Genomic DNA, 15,856 nt, shown 5'->3' with positions numbered 1-15,856 from the left:
ACTTTATTACTCGCTCATACAGAATTTCGCCCAGATATGCTCCTCCGTCACTTCCCAGCTCTCCGCCGATCATTCCTCCCAAGGCTCCGCCCCCTACGCCGCAAGCGATCGCTCCAGGCCCACCCGATGCTATTCCCAAGACCACGCTGCAGGCTGCCATGCCAATCAGTTTTCCACCGTATGCGCCAATTAGGCCTCCTCCCAAGCTTCCGGCAAGTGAACCACTCTCAACAACGGTAGCTCTTTTGCATTCTTCCTCTCTCCCTTCTGTGCATGCTTTTTTGATTGATAGGCTTGTGCTTGCGACCTCGAGCGCAACGCCTATATAGACGCCTCTCTTGATCAGGTTGGCAGCCTTGCTAACTCCTGCGACCTTATCGGCATACCCTGCGATCTCACCAGCGTTCAAATAGCTTTTCGTGGAAAGGCCAAGGGTTCTTTTGATGGATCCTTTGTTTCGCAAGCTAGCACCAAACGCGGCCATTTTGCTCAACTGCTCATCCAGCCTGGCGAACAGCGCCGCACGCCTGGCATAGAATTGTTCGCGAGCCTTGAGTGTCCCTGAGCTCATGTGCTGCTGATACAGTTTTTCAATTTCCAGCAGCGTGTCCTGGATGGCCTTCAGGTGCCTACTCCAACCCTCGCTAACCACGCCTGCGCCCACGGAGGCATGGGCAAGCAGGCTCTTCAATAACTCGAAATTATCCAGAAAAAACTCGTCGGCTCCTTGCCCGCTGCGCATCAGCCCCATATGCGTCTGGGTAGCCTTCGCCATCAGATACGCCTCCTGGCTGGTACACGAAGGCGTCGACCAGTCGCCGACAATGACCAGTTCTCCGCTCCTGACCACATTGTTGTAGATGTGAGCATTCAGAATATCGAACTTGCTGGCCGAATGCCCGCTAAGCGCAAGGCCTGCCTTGAGTGTGTGGTAATTCTGCATTTTGGGGTTGATGAACGCGCGGGCTTCGGTCATGGCATCTTCCTTATGCGTGTTTCTTGTTGCCGATGCGGTCCCAGCCGCCAGCGATGTTGCCGCCGCCGGATCCGTCGATGCGTTTCTGCTGGGTATAGGTGGTCTTGATTCGGCCGTAGTCGAGTTGCACTACTTCGATCGGTACGCCATCGGCAGCGCTTTGTGTGTAATCGGCAATGATCACTTCTTCGAGAATGATTTCGTAGTACTTGAGCTTGTCGCCGCCCGCGCGACATAGCGCGAGTTTAACTTCCTTGAGATGCAGGCCTGCACAACTGGCTTCCATCAATTTGCAGCTGGCACTGTCGAGAAACTTGGTGAACCGGAAGTTGCTGACAGCGGTGCGGCCCGAGGAGGCGCCACCGGCGGAACTTGCAGTTGCTGAGGTACTTTGGCTGACGCCAAAATCGTAGCCAGTGACTTCAATCCATTTGTTGTATTTTTCATCCAGGGCTTCACCTGGGATTTCGTCGATTTGTATATATGCGTCAAATGCCATGCTTACCTCTCCTTGGCAATCAGTTAGGGGGAATGAATGATTGGCGGGGAACTTGGTCTGGTCAGTGATTGGCAAGGCTAGGCAGCGATATCGGGGAAGGCAATAGAGGGACATCTATTTGGGAAATGGACTACAAGGTTGTGGATAACTTCGGTCCGGATGTGTCGGGAAGTTTCATTGACAGGTGTTTTTTGTAGGAAAAATTACCCGCAGGCCGTGCAGTCACTCGGGGTGAGCAGCCTGGTGAGGGGGGCATGAGAAATTGGCTGTGCCTGCTCCGGCCTCTTCGCGGGCATGTCGGGTCGCCGCACCGCCGCTCCCACAGGTTTCGTGCTTGCCTCGGTCGTCGGCAGGGGCTCCTCGGGGCCAGGCCTATCACGACAATAGCGAACGGTGGTTGTTCTAGAACCTGCGAAAGAGGACAATTATCGGCTTCTCGTCACAACCAGCGATCTTGCATGGCCTTTCTTGCACTTGGTATCAACCATAAGACTGCCTCGGTAGACGTACGCGAGCGCGTGGCGTTTACCCCGGAGCAGCTGGTAGACGCCCTGCAGCAGCTCTGCCGACTGACCGCCAGCCGTGAGGCGGCGATCCTGTCGACCTGCAACCGTAGCGAGCTTTATATAGAGCAGGACCACCTGTCGGCCGATGCCGTGCTGCAATGGCTGGCCGAGTATCACCGGCTGAGCCTGGACGAACTGCGCGCCAGCGCCTACGTCCACGAAGAACACGATGCGGTAAGGCACATGATGCGGGTCGCCTCCGGGCTCGATTCGCTGGTGCTCGGCGAACCGCAGATCCTCGGTCAGATGAAGTCAGCCTATGCGGTGGCGCGTGAGGCCGGCACCATCGGCCCGCTGCTGGGGCGCCTGTTCCAGGCCACCTTCAGCGCCGCCAAGCAGGTGCGCACCGACACCGCGATCGGCGAAAACCCGGTTTCCGTGGCATTCGCTGCGGTCAGCCTGGCCAAGCAGATCTTCAGCGACCTGGGCCGCAGCCAGGCCCTGCTGATCGGTGCCGGCGAGACCATCACCCTGGTCGCCCGTCACCTGCATGAACAAGGTGTGCGCCGCATCGTCGTGGCCAACCGCACCCTGGAGCGGGCGAGCATCCTCGCCGAGCAGTTCGGTGCCCATGCCGTGCTGCTGGCCGACATCCCGCAGGAGCTGGCCAACAGCGATATCGTCATCAGCTCCACCGCCAGCCAGTTGCCGATCCTCGGCAAGGGCGCGGTGGAAAGCGCGCTGAAGCAGCGCCGGCACAAACCGATCTTCATGGTCGATATCGCCGTCCCGCGTGACATCGAGCCGCAAGTGAGCGAACTCGACGACGTCTACCTGTACACCGTCGATGACCTGCACGAAGTGGTCGCAGAAAACCTCAAGAGCCGCCAGGGTGCAGCCCAGGCCGCCGAAGAGCTGGTTTCGGTGGGCGCAGAAGATTTCATGCTGCGCCTGCGCGAACTGGCCGCGGTCGATGTGCTGCGCGCCTACCGCCAGCAAAGCGAGCGCCTGCGCGACGAAGAACTGCAAAAGGCCCAGCGCCTGCTGGCCAATGGCGGCAACCCCGAAGAGGTATTGGCGCAACTGGCCCGGGGCCTGACCAACAAACTCCTGCATGCCCCCAGCGTGCAGTTGAAAAAGCTCTCGGCCGAGGGCCGCCTCGATGCGCTGGCCATGGCCCAGGAACTCTTTGCCCTCAACGAGGGCTCGACGGACAAATCCCCGCAATGAAAGCGTCGCTGCTGAACAAACTGGAGATTCTCCAGGACCGCTTCGAGGAACTCACCGCGCTGCTCGGTGACGCCGAAGTGATTTCCGACCAGACCCGCTTCCGCGCCTATTCCCGCGAATATGCCGAAGTCGAGCCGGTTCATGCCGCCTACAAGGAATGGCGCAAGGTGCAGGACGACCTTGAAGGCGCCCAGGCGCTGCTCAAGGACGCTGACCCCGACCTGCGCGAGATGGCCGTCGAAGAAGTGCGCGAAGCCAAGGAGCAGCTGGTCGAACTGGAGTCCAACCTGCAGCGCATGCTGCTGCCCAAGGACCCCAACGATGGCCGCAACGTATTCCTCGAGATCCGTGCCGGCACGGGCGGTGACGAAGCGGCGATCTTCTCTGGCGACCTGTTCCGCATGTACTCGCGCTACGCCGAGAAGCGCGGCTGGCGCCTGGAGATCCTCTCCGAGAACGAAGGCGAGCACGGTGGTTACAAAGAGATCATTGCCCGTGTCGAAGGCGACAACGTGTACGGCAAGCTCAAGTTCGAGTCTGGCGCGCACCGTGTCCAGCGGGTGCCGGAAACCGAATCCCAGGGCCGTATCCACACCTCGGCCTGCACCGTGGCCGTGCTGCCCGAGCCCGACGAGCAAGCGGCGATCGAGATCAACCCGGCCGACCTGCGGGTCGATACCTACCGTGCCTCGGGTGCCGGTGGTCAGCATGTGAACAAGACCGACTCGGCGATCCGCATCACCCACTTGCCCACCGGCATCGTGGTCGAGTGCCAGGAAGAGCGTTCGCAACACAAGAACCGCGCCCGCGCCATGTCCTGGCTGTCGGCCAAGCTCAATGACATGCAGACCAGTGCCGCGCAGAACGCCATCGCCAGCGAGCGCAAGCTGCTGGTCGGCTCCGGTGACCGCTCCGAACGCATTCGTACCTACAATTACCCACAGGGGCGGGTGACCGATCACCGCATCAACCTGACCCTGTACTCCCTCGACGACATCCTTGCCGGTGGCGTGGAGGCCGTCATCGAACCGCTGTTGGCCGAGTACCAGGCCGACCAGCTGGCTGCCCTGGGGGACTGATGACCATCATTGCCAGCCTCCTGCGCAACGCGCAGCTGCCGGACTCGCCCAGCGAACGCCTGGACGCCGAACTGCTGCTCGCCGCTGCCATCGGCAAGTCGCGCAGCTTCCTGCACACCTGGCCCGAGCGCATCGTCAGCAGCGAAGATGCCGAGACCTACGCCAGCTACCTGCAGCGCCGCCGGGCCGGTGAGCCGGTGGCCTACATCCTCGGGCAGCAAGGCTTCTGGAAGCTCGACCTGGAAGTGGCACCGCATACGCTGATTCCGCGCCCGGATACCGAGCTGCTGGTCGAAACCGCCTTGGAGCTGCAGCCCGCATCGCCTGCCAAGGTCCTCGACCTGGGCACTGGCACTGGCGCCATCGCCCTGGCCCTGGCCAGCGATTGCCCGGCCTGGCAGGTTACGGCGGTGGACCGCGTCGAAGAGGCCGTGGCCTTGGCCGAGCGTAATCGCCAACGGCTGGGCCTGGGTAACGTCCGTGTGCTGGTCAGCCACTGGTTTGGCAGCCTCGCCGGGCAGCGTTTCGACCTGATTCTGAGCAACCCGCCCTACATCCGTGCCGAAGACCCGCACCTGGGCGAGGGCGACGTGCGTTTCGAGCCCAGCAGTGCGCTGGTGGCCGGTAGCGATGGCCTTGATGACCTGCGGGTGATCGTCGCCCAGGCGCCTGAGCACCTGGTGCCGGGTGGCTGGCTGCTGCTCGAGCACGGTTACGACCAGGCGGCGGACGTGCGTGCCCTGTTGACCGCACAAGGCTTCACCGAGGTGGCCAGCCGCAAGGACCTGGGCGGCCATGAGCGTATTTCACTGGGGCGTCTGGCATGTTGAGCGATCAGGAACTGTTGCGTTACAGCCGGCAGATCCTGCTGGCCCAGGTCGACATCGACGGCCAACTGCGGCTCAAGCGCAGCAAGGCATTGATCGTCGGTCTCGGTGGCCTCGGCTCGCCAGTGGCGTTGTACCTGGCGGCTGCGGGCGTGGGTGAGCTGCACCTGGCCGACTTCGACACCGTCGACCTGACCAACCTGCAACGCCAGGTCATCCATGACAGCGACAGCGTCGGCATGAGTAAAGTGGATTCGGCGCTGCAGCGGCTGCAGGCGATCAACCCCGAGATCGCGCTGGTCGCCCACCGCCAGGCACTGGACCAAGACTCCCTGGCCGCTGCGGTGGCTGCGGTCGACCTGGTGCTGGACTGCTCCGACAACTTCGGCACCCGCGAGGCGGTCAATGCGGCCTGCTTCGCAGCGGGTAAACCCCTGGTGAGTGGCGCGGCGATCCGACTGGAAGGCCAGTTGTCGGTGTTCGACCCGCGTCGTGACTACAGCCCTTGCTACCACTGCCTGTACGGCCACGGCAGCGAAGATGAGCTGACCTGCAGCGAAGCCGGCGTGATCGGCCCGCTGGTGGGACTGGTAGGTAGCCTGCAGGCGCTGGAAGCGATGAAACTGCTGGCCGGCTTCGGTGAACCGTTGATAGGCCGCCTGCTGTTGATCGATGCCCTCGGCACGCGCCTGCGTGAATTGCGGGTCAAGCGTGACCCGGCTTGTGCCGTGTGTGGCAAACGCGATGGCTGATCGCTCGGCGCCGGTCGGCGTGATGGACTCGGGGGTCGGCGGTTTGTCGGTGCTCGCCGAAATCCAGCGCCTGTTGCCCAACGAGTCGCTGCTCTACGTGGGCGATTGCGGTCATGTGCCTTATGGCGAAAAGTCTGCGGACTACATCCGCCAGCGCTGCCGGCGCATCGCCGAGTTCTTCCAGGCGCAAGGTGCCAAGGCAATGGTCCTGGCCTGCAATACCGCGACCGTGGCTGCGGTCGGCGACCTGCGCGAGCTGTACCCCGACTGGCCGTTGGTCGGCATGGAGCCGGCGGTCAAGCCTGCTGCGGCCGCCACCCGCTCCGGCGTGGTCGGCGTGCTGGCCACCACCGGCACCTTGCAGAGTGCCAAGTTTGCCGCCTTGCTCGACCGTTTCGCCAACGACGTGCAAGTGGTCACCCAACCCTGCCCGGGGTTGGTCGAGCTGATCGAAACCGGTGACCTCGGCAGCCCGCAGCTGCGCCAGTTGCTGCTGGGGTATGTGCAGCCGCTGCTGGCCGCTGGCTGCGATACCTTGATCCTCGGCTGCACCCATTACCCGTTCCTGCGTTCGCTGCTGGCGCAGATGGTGCCCGCCGATGTGGCCATCATCGATACCGGTGCCGCCGTGGCGCGCCAACTGCAACGCCTGCTGGCCGCACGCGATCTGCTGGCGGCCGGGCCGGCGCGTGATGCGGCATTCTGGACCAGTGGCGAACCGCAGGCCCTGAGTAACATCCTGCCGGTGCTGTGGCATAAGTCGAACGTTGTGCAACGCTTTCAGTTGTAAAAAAAATGTGAAAACAGCTGAACTATCGTTGCCTTGCCGATTTCTACCGATTTGCCTGACACAAGGCGAACACTAATAACAGCATCAGGAAAGGATGTTTTTCATGAGGAAGCTGATCGGTTTGGCGGCCGCTGCCGCGTTTACTCTGGGGCATGTGGTGGCAGCGCAAGCAGCCGATGTATCGTTTTCGGTGGGACAGACCGGTGATTCCACCATGGTTTACCGACTGGGCCTGCAGTCCAACTGGGATGCGAGCTGGTGGCAGACCAGCGTCGGTCGGCTGACGGGCTATTGGGACGGCGCCTACACCTACTGGGAGGGCGACGAGACCTCGAGCAACCATAGCCTTTCGTTTGCCCCCGTGTTCGTTTACGAGTTCGCCGGGAATTCGGTGAAACCGTATATTGAAGCGGGGATTGGTGTGGCGGCATTTGCCCATACCGAACTCGAGAGCAACAAGTTAGGTTCGGCGTTCCAGTTCGAAGACCGAATTGGCTTCGGCCTGCGTTTTGCCGGTGGGCATGAGGTCGGGATAAGGGCGATCCACTATTCCAATGCGGGGATCCAGACCCCTAACGATGGTGTCGAGAGCTACAGCCTGCATTACCGCATGGCGCTCTGATGATTGCTGTACCGGCCTCTTCGCGTGCTTGGCCGCGATGAGGCCGGGCCTGAAAAACGCAACTTAGCGGGATAACGGCCACAGGCTGCTGATATCCAGGACTTCCAGCACCAACTCCGGTTCGCGCAACGCCAAACGAGCGATCAGTTCATCTGCCGCACTGTGCGGCGTCCAGGCATCCGGAACCGCCTGCACGGAGGTCACCGGCGTTTTCAGCGACTGCGGTGCCACCACGGTCAGGTCAACCCCCAGCCCTTTCAACGCCTGGCGCTGCTCACGCGACCACTGTGGCAGATTGTTCCAGCCCGCCGAAACCTGGGTCGGTGAGTAGAGCTGCAAGGCCGAATAACGATTGAAAATCGCCATGACCTGCGGCTGATGCCCCTTTGCCAGCAACGGCTGTGCACTGGCCAGGCAATGCTCGCCAGCCAGCTGGTTGTCATTGACGATGGCCTCGAACACATCGCTGTCCGCCACGTCATCGGCCAGGTAATCACTGGCCCCACCGTTGATGATCAATACGTCCAGCGAACACCAGGCATGGCATATCTGTTCTGCCGCCCTGGCGGCCGTGCCGTCTTCATGCAGTTGCCAAGGCAGGCGCAACAGCCGGCCACCATGGCGCACGGCCAGTGCGTCCAGTTCCTCGCTGCCTTTGCCACTTGCGGCAACCCGGTGCCCTTGCTCGAGCAACCGCTCCACCAAGGCCAGACCCAGTCCGTTGCTGGCCCCCGTAACCCAGAAACTACGCGAGTTATTCAAGATGCTGCCCTCTGATCCTGCCGGCGTGGTAGGCCCTTGAAGGCTTCCAGTGCACGCTGGCGACTGCTGCCGAGATCGACAATCGGACTGTGATACGAATTATTAGCAAAAAGATCCGCTGACTTCACGGGCTGGTGGATGGATTTTTCGTCCAGCCCGCGCAATTCCGGTAGCCAGTAGCGAATGAAGCGGCCTTCGGGGTCGAACCGCTGCGACTGGGAAACCGGGTTGAAGATGCGGAAATAGGGCACTGCGTCGGTGCCGGTGGAGGCGCTCCATTGCCAGCCGCCATTGTTGGCGGCCAGATCACCGTCTATCAGATGGCGCATGAAGTGCCGTTCGCCCAGGCGCCAGTCGATCAGCAGGTTCTTGCTCAGGAACATCGCGACGATCATGCGCAGGCGGTTGTGCATCCAGCCGGTGTGCAGCAGTTGGCGCATGGCCGCGTCAATGATCGGGAAGCCGGTACGCCCCTCCTGCCAGGCCTTGAAATCGTCTGGCGCATCGCGCCAGGGCAGGGCTTCGGTCTGGGGGCGGAAGGCACGATGCCTGGAGACCTGTGGGTAACCCGTCAGGATGTGCTTGTAGAACTCGCGCCAGAGTAACTCGTTGATCCACGTCTGCACGCCGCTGCTGCCACTGTCGAGCTCGCCGCGGTTGCTGGCCAGCGCTGCGTGCAGGCATTGGCGGGGCGAGATCACGCCAGCAGCCAGGTAGGCAGACAGTTGGCTGGTGCCAGGTTTGGCCGGGAGGTCGCGCAGGTGCGCATAGTCTTCGACCGTTTCATCGATAAAGCGGGCAAGCCGCGCCTGCGCCTGGTCCTCACCGGCGGGCCAGTAATCACTCAGCGCAACGGCGGGCTTGTCGAAGCCATCGATATGCTCTGGGATCGGGTCGCTGGCGATATCCAGTGGCTGCTGGCGCTTCACCCGCGGGGCCAGTGTCGGCAGGCTGCGGTGCAGGTGTTCCAGGCAGACCTTCTTGAACTGGGAGAAGACCTGGAAGTAGTCACCGTTGCGAGTCACGATGGTGCCCGGGCGGAAGAACAGCTGGTCCAGGTAGCTGTGAGCGCGCACGCCGGCATCCTGCAGCAGCTTGCGCGTGGCTGCATCACGCCGCTCCTCGTTGATGCCGTATTCGTCGTTCCAGTGCACCGCTTCGATGTTGTGCCGCCGGCACACGTCGAGCAGGGTTGCCGGCGCCTGGTCCCACGTGTCGATCTTGCGCACCAGCAGTGGAATGTTCAGTTGCTCCAGTGCCTGGCGCAGCTGGCGCAGGTTGCGCAGCCAGAAGTCGACCTTGCAGGCAGCGTCGTCGTGGGCCTGCCATTGGCCGGGGCTGGCCAGCCACAAGGCCACGGTCGGGCCGCGTTCGCAGGCGACGCTGAGGGCGGAGTTGTCGTCGATGCGCAGGTCGCTGCGCAGCCAGATCAGTTGCATGGGGCACTCGTCTCTACAGGCAGGCGCACATTGCCTTGCAGCACACGCAATGCCGCCTGCGGGGTATCGAACAGGAAAAGGTCGGGCAGATCGAAAGCGTTCAGCTCGGCGTGGTGCAGGGCGAGGGTGGCGCCGCCCAGCAGCTTGGTCACGCCGATGCCCTGCAAGGTCCGCTGCAAGGTGCTGGCATCGATGCGTGGGCCAAGGTGCATCAGCACGGCCCGAGGTTGCAGGGTGGTCACGGCCCGTTGCAGCTGCGCGCCGCCCACCGGTTGTTCAAACACCTCTACGGGGATGCCGTTGCTGCTTAGCAGCCAGGCGCACAGCCACAGGCTTGGGTCGAACGGGCGCTCGCTGTCTTCGCAGAGCAGCACGGCCGGCCCCTGCAACGATTGATTATCGTGATACACCCGAGCCCCTAGCTTGCTGCGTAGCCAGGTATGGAAAAACACCTGTTCGAGGCGCGCGTTGAAGTGGCTGCGCCAGCGCACCGCGAGGGACGCCAGCAGCGGCAGCAGCAACTGTTCGCACAGCGTCACGGCGGGGTACAAGGCCATCACCTGGTTCAGTTGCTGGTCGAGACTGCGTTGGGAAAGGTGGGCAATGGCTTCGATCAACTGCAGCTGGCGCGGCTGCCAGTCGCCCATCGGCGCACGCTCCACCGGTTGATCGAGCAGCTCACGAACCTGACCGACCGAAGCACCGCGTTCAAGCCAGCCGAGTATCGCCTGGACCCGTTCCAGCTGGTCTTGCCCATACAAACGATGGCCTTTGGCGGTGCGTTGCGGCTTGAGCAAGCCATAGCGACGCTCCCAGGCGCGCAAGGTGACCGGGTTGACGCCGGTGCGCCGGGCCAGCTCGCCAATCGGCACAAGCGTTTCAGACAGCATTGCGCAGCCCCAGGCTGTCGGGGTGGGGCTGCAGGTATGTCTGTTGTTGCAGGTAAGGATCGGGATGTTTGCGCAGGTGATGCTTGAGCAGCGTCAGTGGCACCACCAGCGGTACTTCACCTTGCTGGTACTGGCCGATCAGGTGCTGCAGCTCAGCTTTGTCCTGCTGTGTCAGCGAGTCCTTGAAGTAGCCGCTCAGGTGCTGCAGGACATTGCCGTGGGTACCCCGGCTGGCGCAACGCCGCAGCGCTTGCATCAGCTGGCTGAAGTAGCGAGGCCCGATCTGCTCGGGGTCATCCTCCCGACTCATGCTGCCCAGCAGGCGGCCGAGCTGGCGATAAGCCTGGGGATTGTTGGCCATCAGCAGGTACTTGTAGCGTGAATGGAAACGCACCAGGGCGCCACGGCTCAACCCTTGCGCCAGCAATTGCTGCCAGTCGGCGTAGGCGTAGACGCGGCTGATGAAATTTTCGCGCAGCACCGGATCGTGCAGGCGTCCTTCCTCCTCGACCGGCAAGTCCGGGCGACGGGCGCAGAAGGCAGCGGCATAGGCCCCCATGCCGCCTTGCGGCGCAGGATAACCGTTTTCCTGATAGACCTTGACCCGCTCCAGGCCGCAGGAGGGGGACTTCTGCATGAAGATGTAGCCACAGATGTCATCGAGCTCATCGGCCATCTGTTCGCCGTAGTTGCGCAGGGGGGCGGTCAGGTCGGTCTCCGGGTTGCGCGTGCCGACCACGGCGGGTCGCGAGGGGTCGCCGACCAGTCGGATCGGGTCGCGTGGCACGCCCAGGCCGATGGCGACCTCAGGGCATACCGGCAACCAATCGAAGTGCGCTTGCAGTTGTTCACGGCACAGGTCGGAAGCCTTGTGCCCGCCGTTGTAGCGCACGCTATGGCCGGTCAGGCAGGCGCTGATGGCGATACGGGGCTTATGTGCGGGTGCAGGATCTGGCATGGCTGTCTCCGAAAACTTGTACAAGGAATCTATCACGTACAAGTTAATTCCAGCACAGCCAGAAAGTTATGCAAACTAGTATTTTTGTATAGCGCTGCCGCGCGAGGTTAATCCAGGTGCTCCAACAGCCGCCGCGCAGCTTCCTGGCCACTGAGCCAGGCGCCTTCGACACGGCCTGACAGGCACCAGTCGCCACAGGCATAGAGGCCTTGGTCGGCATCGGCCAGCGCTCCCCATTCGTGATTGCTGGTTGGCCGCGCATACAGCCAGCGGTGGGCCAGGGCGAAGCTCGGGGCCGGGACCACGCAGCCGATCAGCTCGGCGAATTCACCCCACAGGTGCTCGATCACTTCTTCCTTGGCCAGGTCGATGTGCTGCCTGCTCCAGTCGGATGTGGCATGCAGCACCCAGGTATCGAGGTGTTCTTCGCGGCCGGGTTTGCTGCGGTTGCGGGCCAGCCAGTCGAGCGCGCTGCCTTGCACGAAGCAGCCTTGCATCGGCGTCTCCAGTGGAGCCTGGAAGGCCAGGGCGACGGCCCAGGTCGGTTCCATCTGCACCCCGGCTGCCACGGCCGCGAGCTTCGGCGTGGCGGCCAGCAATTGAGTGGCCTGGGGCGCGGGTACGGCGATCACCACGCGGCTGAACGGGCCATGGCTGCACCCTTCGGTGTCCTGCAGGTGCCAGAATTGCTTGCCGCGGAACACTTCGGCGATACGGCAGCCGAAGTTCACCGTGACGTCCTTGAGCAGGCCGCGGGTGATGGCGCTCATGCGCGGCACGCCCACCCAACGGGTCTGTTCGTCGGGAGACGGGGTCAGTTCACCGTCCCGGTAGTTGTACAGCTGCGGCTTCCACTGCGCGGCCCAGCCGGCAGCGACCCACTGCTGCACCTGCTCGACGAAGCGCCGGTCACGGGCGGTGAAATATTGCGCACCCAGGTCCAGTGCGCCGGCTTCGCTGCGCTTGCTGGCCATGCGCCCGCCGCTGCCATGGCCTTTATCGAACAAGTGAACGGACTGCCCGGCCTTCTGCAGGGCCTGGGCGGCGGACAGGCCGGCGATACCGGCACCGATGATGGCAATAGGTACTGTCATGATGGCCTCTTCGAACCTTGCTGTAGGCAGACTACGCTGTCAGGTAAACCTGTACAATGCACAATCTTTGTATAAGGTTATTCCGCTTCATAGGCAACTTGGCCTATGGTTATCCGAGAGCGATAGGTCTGGAAAAGTGCCTTGTTCTTAAAAATAGACCATGGCCGCACGCTGCGAGGACACAGCCATGCATATATTGCTGACAGGTGGTACCGGGTTGATCGGCCAGCACCTTTGCCAGTACTGGCTGGGCAAGGGGCATCGCCTGACCGTGTGGAGTCGGCGCCCTGAACACGTCTCGCGATTGTGTGGCAGCGGGGTGCGCGGCATTGGCCGGCTGGAGGATCTGGGCCCTGATGAGCAGGTGGATGCAGTGGTCAATCTGGCCGGAGCGCCGATCGCCGATCGGCCCTGGTCGGCCGCGCGGCGCAACCTGCTGTGGGCCAGTCGCATCACCCTCACCGAGCAGCTGCTGGCCTGGCTGGGCAACCGTGAACAGCGCCCGGAGGTGCTGATTTCCGGTTCCGCCGTAGGCTGGTACGGCGATGGCGGCGAACGCGAACTGACCGAGGCCTCACCGCCGGTTCGCGAGGACTTCGCCAGCCAGCTGTGCATCGCCTGGGAAGAAACCGCCCAGCGCGCACAGCAGCTTGGCATTCGCGTGGTGCTGGTGCGCACCGGGCTGGTACTGGCCAGCGACGGTGGATTCCTGTCGCGCCTGCGCTTGCCGTTCAAGCTGGGGCTGGGCGGGCCATTGGGGAATGGCCGGCAGTGGATGCCGTGGGTGCATATCGACGACCAGATCGCCCTGATAGATTTTCTCTTGCAGCACAAGGATACCAGCGGTCCCTATAATGCCTGCGCGCCAGAGCCGGTCCGCAACCGCGATTTCGCCAAGGCGCTGGGGCGTGCGCTGCATCGGCCTGCATTCATGCCGATGCCCGGCTTGCTGCTCAAGGCCGGTCTCGGCGAGCTGTCGACCTTGCTGCTCGGCGGCCAGCGAGCGCGCCCGGTGCGCTTGCTGGCGGCAGGCTTCACGTTCCGCTTCAACGATCTGCAATCGGCCCTGGGCAACTTGTCCAGCCGCCTCTGACAAAGGACGCTGCATGACCGATCACGCTCTACTGCTGGTTAACCTGGGTTCGCCGGCCTCCACCTCGGTGGCCGATGTGCGCCGCTACCTCAACCAGTTCCTCATGGACCCCTACGTGATCGACTTGCCCTGGCCGGTGCGACGCCTGCTGGTGTCGCTGATCCTGATCAAGCGCCCGGAGCAGTCGGCGCACGCCTACGCCTCGATCTGGTGGGATGAAGGCTCGCCACTGGTGGTCCTGACCCGTCGCTTGCAGGCGGCGATGGTCGAACACTGGCCACACGGGCCGGTGGAAATCGCCATGCGCTACGGTGAGCCGGCGTTGCCCGAGGTGCTGGCGCGTCTGGCTGCACAAGGTGTGCGCCAAGTGACCTTGGCGCCGCTTTATCCGCAGTTCGCCGACAGCACGGTCACCACCGTGGTGGAACAGGCAAGGCAGACGTTGGCCGAGCGCCAGTTGCCGTTGCAGTTGCGCGTGCTGAAGCCGTTCTATGACCATCCTGAGTACATCAACGCGTTGGTCGCCAGCGCCCGGCCTTACCTCGAGCAGGACTACGACCATCTGTTGCTGAGTTTCCATGGCTTGCCGGAGCGGCACCTGAAGAAGCTGTACCCGACCGGCAAGCACGATCTGCGTTCAGCCGACTGCTGCCGCGATGCCAGCGCCGAAGTGCGTGCCGTGTGTTACCGCGGGCAGTGCCTGGCTACGGCCAAGGCCTTCGCGGCGAAGATGGGCATTCCGGATGGCAAGTGGTCGGTGTCGTTCCAGTCGCGGTTGGGGCGTGACAAGTGGATCGAGCCCTACACCGAGACGCGCCTGGACGAGCTGGCCAAAGCCGGGGTGAAGAAGCTGCTGGTGATGTGCCCGGCGTTCGTTGCCGATTGCATCGAGACGCTGGAAGAGATTGGCATGCGTGGCAGCGAGCAGTTTGTCGAAGCGGGCGGCAAGGAGCTGGTGCTGGTGCCGTGCCTGAATGATCACCCGGAGTGGGTGAGGGTGTTGGCGGGGATGTGCGAAAAGGCCTGAATCGAGGGGGCCGCCCTGCGGCCCCCTGGTGGCACGAGAGCGCCCCTACACATCCAGCTTCTTGTGCTTCCAGCCGTCATTGCCCGGCAGGATAAGGTTCAGCGCGATGGCCACGAGGGCACACAGCGCAATACCCTTCAGGCCCCAGTCATCCGGGCCGTCGCCGCTGCCGATCAGCACGCCGCCGATACCGAACACCAGGGTCACTGAAACGATTACCAGGTTGCGCGCTTCGGCCAGGTCGATCTTGTGGCGGATCATGGTGTTCATGCCCACCGCCGCGATCGAACCGAACAGCAGGCACAGAATGCCGCCCATGACCGGCACCGGGATGCTCTGCAGCAGCGCGCCGAACTTGCCGATGAAAGCCAGGGTGATGGCAAAGACTGCCGCCCAGGTCATGATCTTCGGGTTGTAGTTCTTGGTCAGCATCACCGCACCGGTCACTTCGGCGTAGGTGGTGTTGGGCGGGCCGCCGAACAGGCCGGCTGCGGTGGTGGCCAGGCCGTCACCCAACAGGGTGCGGTGCAGGCCGGGTTTCTTCAGGTAGTCGCGGCCGGTCACACTGCCGACTGCAATCACCCCGCCAATGTGCTCGATCGCCGGCGCCAGGGCGACCGGCACGATGAACAGAATGGCCTGCCAGTTGAAGGCCGGTGCGGTGAAGTTGGGGATTTCCAGCCACGGCGCGGCGGCGATCCTGGCGGTGTCGACCACGCCAAAGGCGAACGACAGGGCAAAGCCCACCAGCACGCCGGCAATGATCGGTACCAGGCGGAAGATGCCCTTGCCGAACACCGCGACGATCAGCGTCGTCAGCAGCGCAGGCATGGAGATCAGCATCGCGGTCTTGTACGGCAGCAGCACGCTGCCGTCACCGGCCTTGCCCATCGCCATGTTGGCCGCGATCGGGGCCATGGCCAGGCCGATGGAAATGATCACCGGGCCGATGACGACAGGGGGCAGCATGCGGTCGATGAAACCGGTGCCCTTGATCTTCACCATCAAGCCCATGAAGGTGTACACGAAGCCTGCGGCCATCACGCCGCCCATGGTCTCGGCCAGGCCGAACTGGCCCTTGGCGAGGATGATCGGGGTGATGAAGGCAAAGCTCGATGCCAGGAATACCGGTACCTGACGGCCGGTGACCAGTTGGAACAGCAGGGTACCGATGCCGGCGGTGAACAATGCCACGTTGGGGTCGAGGCCGGTGATCAGCGGCATCAGCACCAGCGCGCCGAATGCCACGAAGAGCATCTGCGCGCCCGAGACGACCTGGCGCCAGAGCGGGTCGTTGAAGCCGTCCTGCATG

The 15,856-nt window shown here is 63.0% G+C and carries 16 protein-coding genes; 8 read left to right on the top strand and 8 right to left on the bottom strand.

Annotated elements, in window-relative coordinates:
- Positions 1-976 (bottom strand): hypothetical protein (locus tag HU738_RS24660; RefSeq protein ID WP_217871508.1); only part of this gene is annotated, 976 nt, incomplete at its 3' end.
- A 10-nt stretch (positions 977-986) separates the two neighbouring features.
- The gene (locus tag HU738_RS24655; protein WP_186604684.1) at positions 987-1,475 is read right to left on the bottom strand and encodes an Hcp family type VI secretion system effector; all 489 of its coding nucleotides are present in this window, start codon (positions 1,473-1,475) and stop codon (positions 987-989) included.
- 458 nt (positions 1,476-1,933) lie between these two features.
- Between HU738_RS24655 and hemA the strand changes: the two genes are divergently transcribed.
- The 6 genes from hemA to HU738_RS24625 all read left to right on the top strand — a co-directional run bounded on the left by hemA (position 1,934) and on the right by HU738_RS24625 (position 7,281).
- Positions 1,934-3,211: a glutamyl-tRNA reductase gene (hemA, locus tag HU738_RS24650; RefSeq protein ID WP_176506873.1), complete on the top strand. Its 1,278-nt coding sequence runs from the start codon at positions 1,934-1,936 to the stop codon at positions 3,209-3,211.
- On the top strand, positions 3,208-4,290 hold the full coding sequence (prfA, locus tag HU738_RS24645) for a peptide chain release factor 1 (protein WP_054887462.1): 1,083 nt from the start codon (positions 3,208-3,210) through the stop codon (positions 4,288-4,290). Before hemA ends, prfA begins: the two co-directional genes overlap by 4 nt.
- Entirely contained in the window at positions 4,290-5,120 is an 831-nt protein-coding gene (gene prmC / locus HU738_RS24640; RefSeq protein WP_186604682.1) for a peptide chain release factor N(5)-glutamine methyltransferase, read from the top strand. Before prfA ends, prmC begins: the two co-directional genes overlap by 1 nt.
- Positions 5,114-5,869 (top strand): molybdopterin-synthase adenylyltransferase MoeB, encoded by a 756-nt coding sequence (locus tag HU738_RS24635; RefSeq protein ID WP_054887464.1) that lies wholly within the window; start codon positions 5,114-5,116, stop codon positions 5,867-5,869. The genes prmC and HU738_RS24635 overlap by 7 nt, the downstream gene beginning before the upstream one ends.
- Positions 5,862-6,659, top strand: coding sequence for a glutamate racemase (gene murI, locus HU738_RS24630; RefSeq protein WP_186604680.1), 798 nt, complete (start codon positions 5,862-5,864; stop codon positions 6,657-6,659). The genes HU738_RS24635 and murI overlap by 8 nt, the downstream gene beginning before the upstream one ends.
- 103 nt (positions 6,660-6,762) lie before the next feature.
- Complete coding sequence (locus tag HU738_RS24625; protein WP_186604678.1) at positions 6,763-7,281, top strand: acyloxyacyl hydrolase; 519 nt, start codon at positions 6,763-6,765, stop codon at positions 7,279-7,281.
- A gap of 63 nt (positions 7,282-7,344) precedes the next feature.
- Here the strand turns inward: HU738_RS24625 and HU738_RS24620 are convergent, their stop codons facing one another.
- The 5 genes from HU738_RS24620 to HU738_RS24600 all read right to left on the bottom strand — a co-directional run bounded on the left by HU738_RS24620 (position 7,345) and on the right by HU738_RS24600 (position 12,424).
- A complete protein-coding gene (locus HU738_RS24620) occupies positions 7,345-8,043 on the bottom strand; it encodes an SDR family oxidoreductase (RefSeq protein WP_186604676.1) in 699 nt (232 codons plus the stop codon).
- Entirely contained in the window at positions 8,040-9,482 is a 1,443-nt protein-coding gene (gene phrB / locus HU738_RS24615) for a deoxyribodipyrimidine photo-lyase (RefSeq protein ID WP_186604674.1), read from the bottom strand. The genes HU738_RS24620 and phrB overlap by 4 nt, the downstream gene beginning before the upstream one ends.
- Positions 9,473-10,372 (bottom strand): MerR family transcriptional regulator, encoded by a 900-nt coding sequence (locus HU738_RS24610; protein WP_186604672.1) that lies wholly within the window; start codon positions 10,370-10,372, stop codon positions 9,473-9,475. The genes phrB and HU738_RS24610 overlap by 10 nt, the downstream gene beginning before the upstream one ends.
- Positions 10,362-11,330 (bottom strand): YbgA family protein, encoded by a 969-nt coding sequence (locus tag HU738_RS24605; protein WP_176506867.1) that lies wholly within the window; start codon positions 11,328-11,330, stop codon positions 10,362-10,364. The genes HU738_RS24610 and HU738_RS24605 overlap by 11 nt, the downstream gene beginning before the upstream one ends.
- Before the next feature lie 107 nt (positions 11,331-11,437).
- Complete coding sequence (locus HU738_RS24600) at positions 11,438-12,424, bottom strand: NAD(P)/FAD-dependent oxidoreductase (protein WP_186604670.1); 987 nt, start codon at positions 12,422-12,424, stop codon at positions 11,438-11,440.
- 187 nt (positions 12,425-12,611) lie between these two features.
- Between HU738_RS24600 and HU738_RS24595 the strand changes: the two genes are divergently transcribed.
- Both HU738_RS24595 and hemH read left to right on the top strand, forming a co-directional pair.
- Complete coding sequence (locus HU738_RS24595; RefSeq protein ID WP_186604667.1) at positions 12,612-13,517, top strand: TIGR01777 family oxidoreductase; 906 nt, start codon at positions 12,612-12,614, stop codon at positions 13,515-13,517.
- Between the two features lie 13 nt (positions 13,518-13,530).
- Positions 13,531-14,544 carry a ferrochelatase gene (gene hemH, locus HU738_RS24590; RefSeq protein WP_186604665.1) on the top strand — a complete coding sequence of 338 codons (1,014 nt, stop codon included), beginning with the start codon at positions 13,531-13,533 and terminating at the stop codon, positions 14,542-14,544.
- Between the two features lie 45 nt (positions 14,545-14,589).
- Here the strand turns inward: hemH and HU738_RS24585 are convergent, their stop codons facing one another.
- Positions 14,590-15,855 (bottom strand): uracil-xanthine permease family protein, encoded by a 1,266-nt coding sequence (locus HU738_RS24585; RefSeq protein WP_176506863.1) that lies wholly within the window; start codon positions 15,853-15,855, stop codon positions 14,590-14,592.
- Between the last annotated feature and the right edge of the window lies 1 nt (position 15,856).

The organism is Pseudomonas vlassakiae, from assembly GCF_014269035.2.
GTDB classification, from domain to species: Bacteria; Pseudomonadota; Gammaproteobacteria; order Pseudomonadales; family Pseudomonadaceae; genus Aquipseudomonas; species Aquipseudomonas vlassakiae.
Note: the sequence above shows the minus strand (reverse complement) of the source record. Positions and strands in the feature narration are given on the sequence as shown.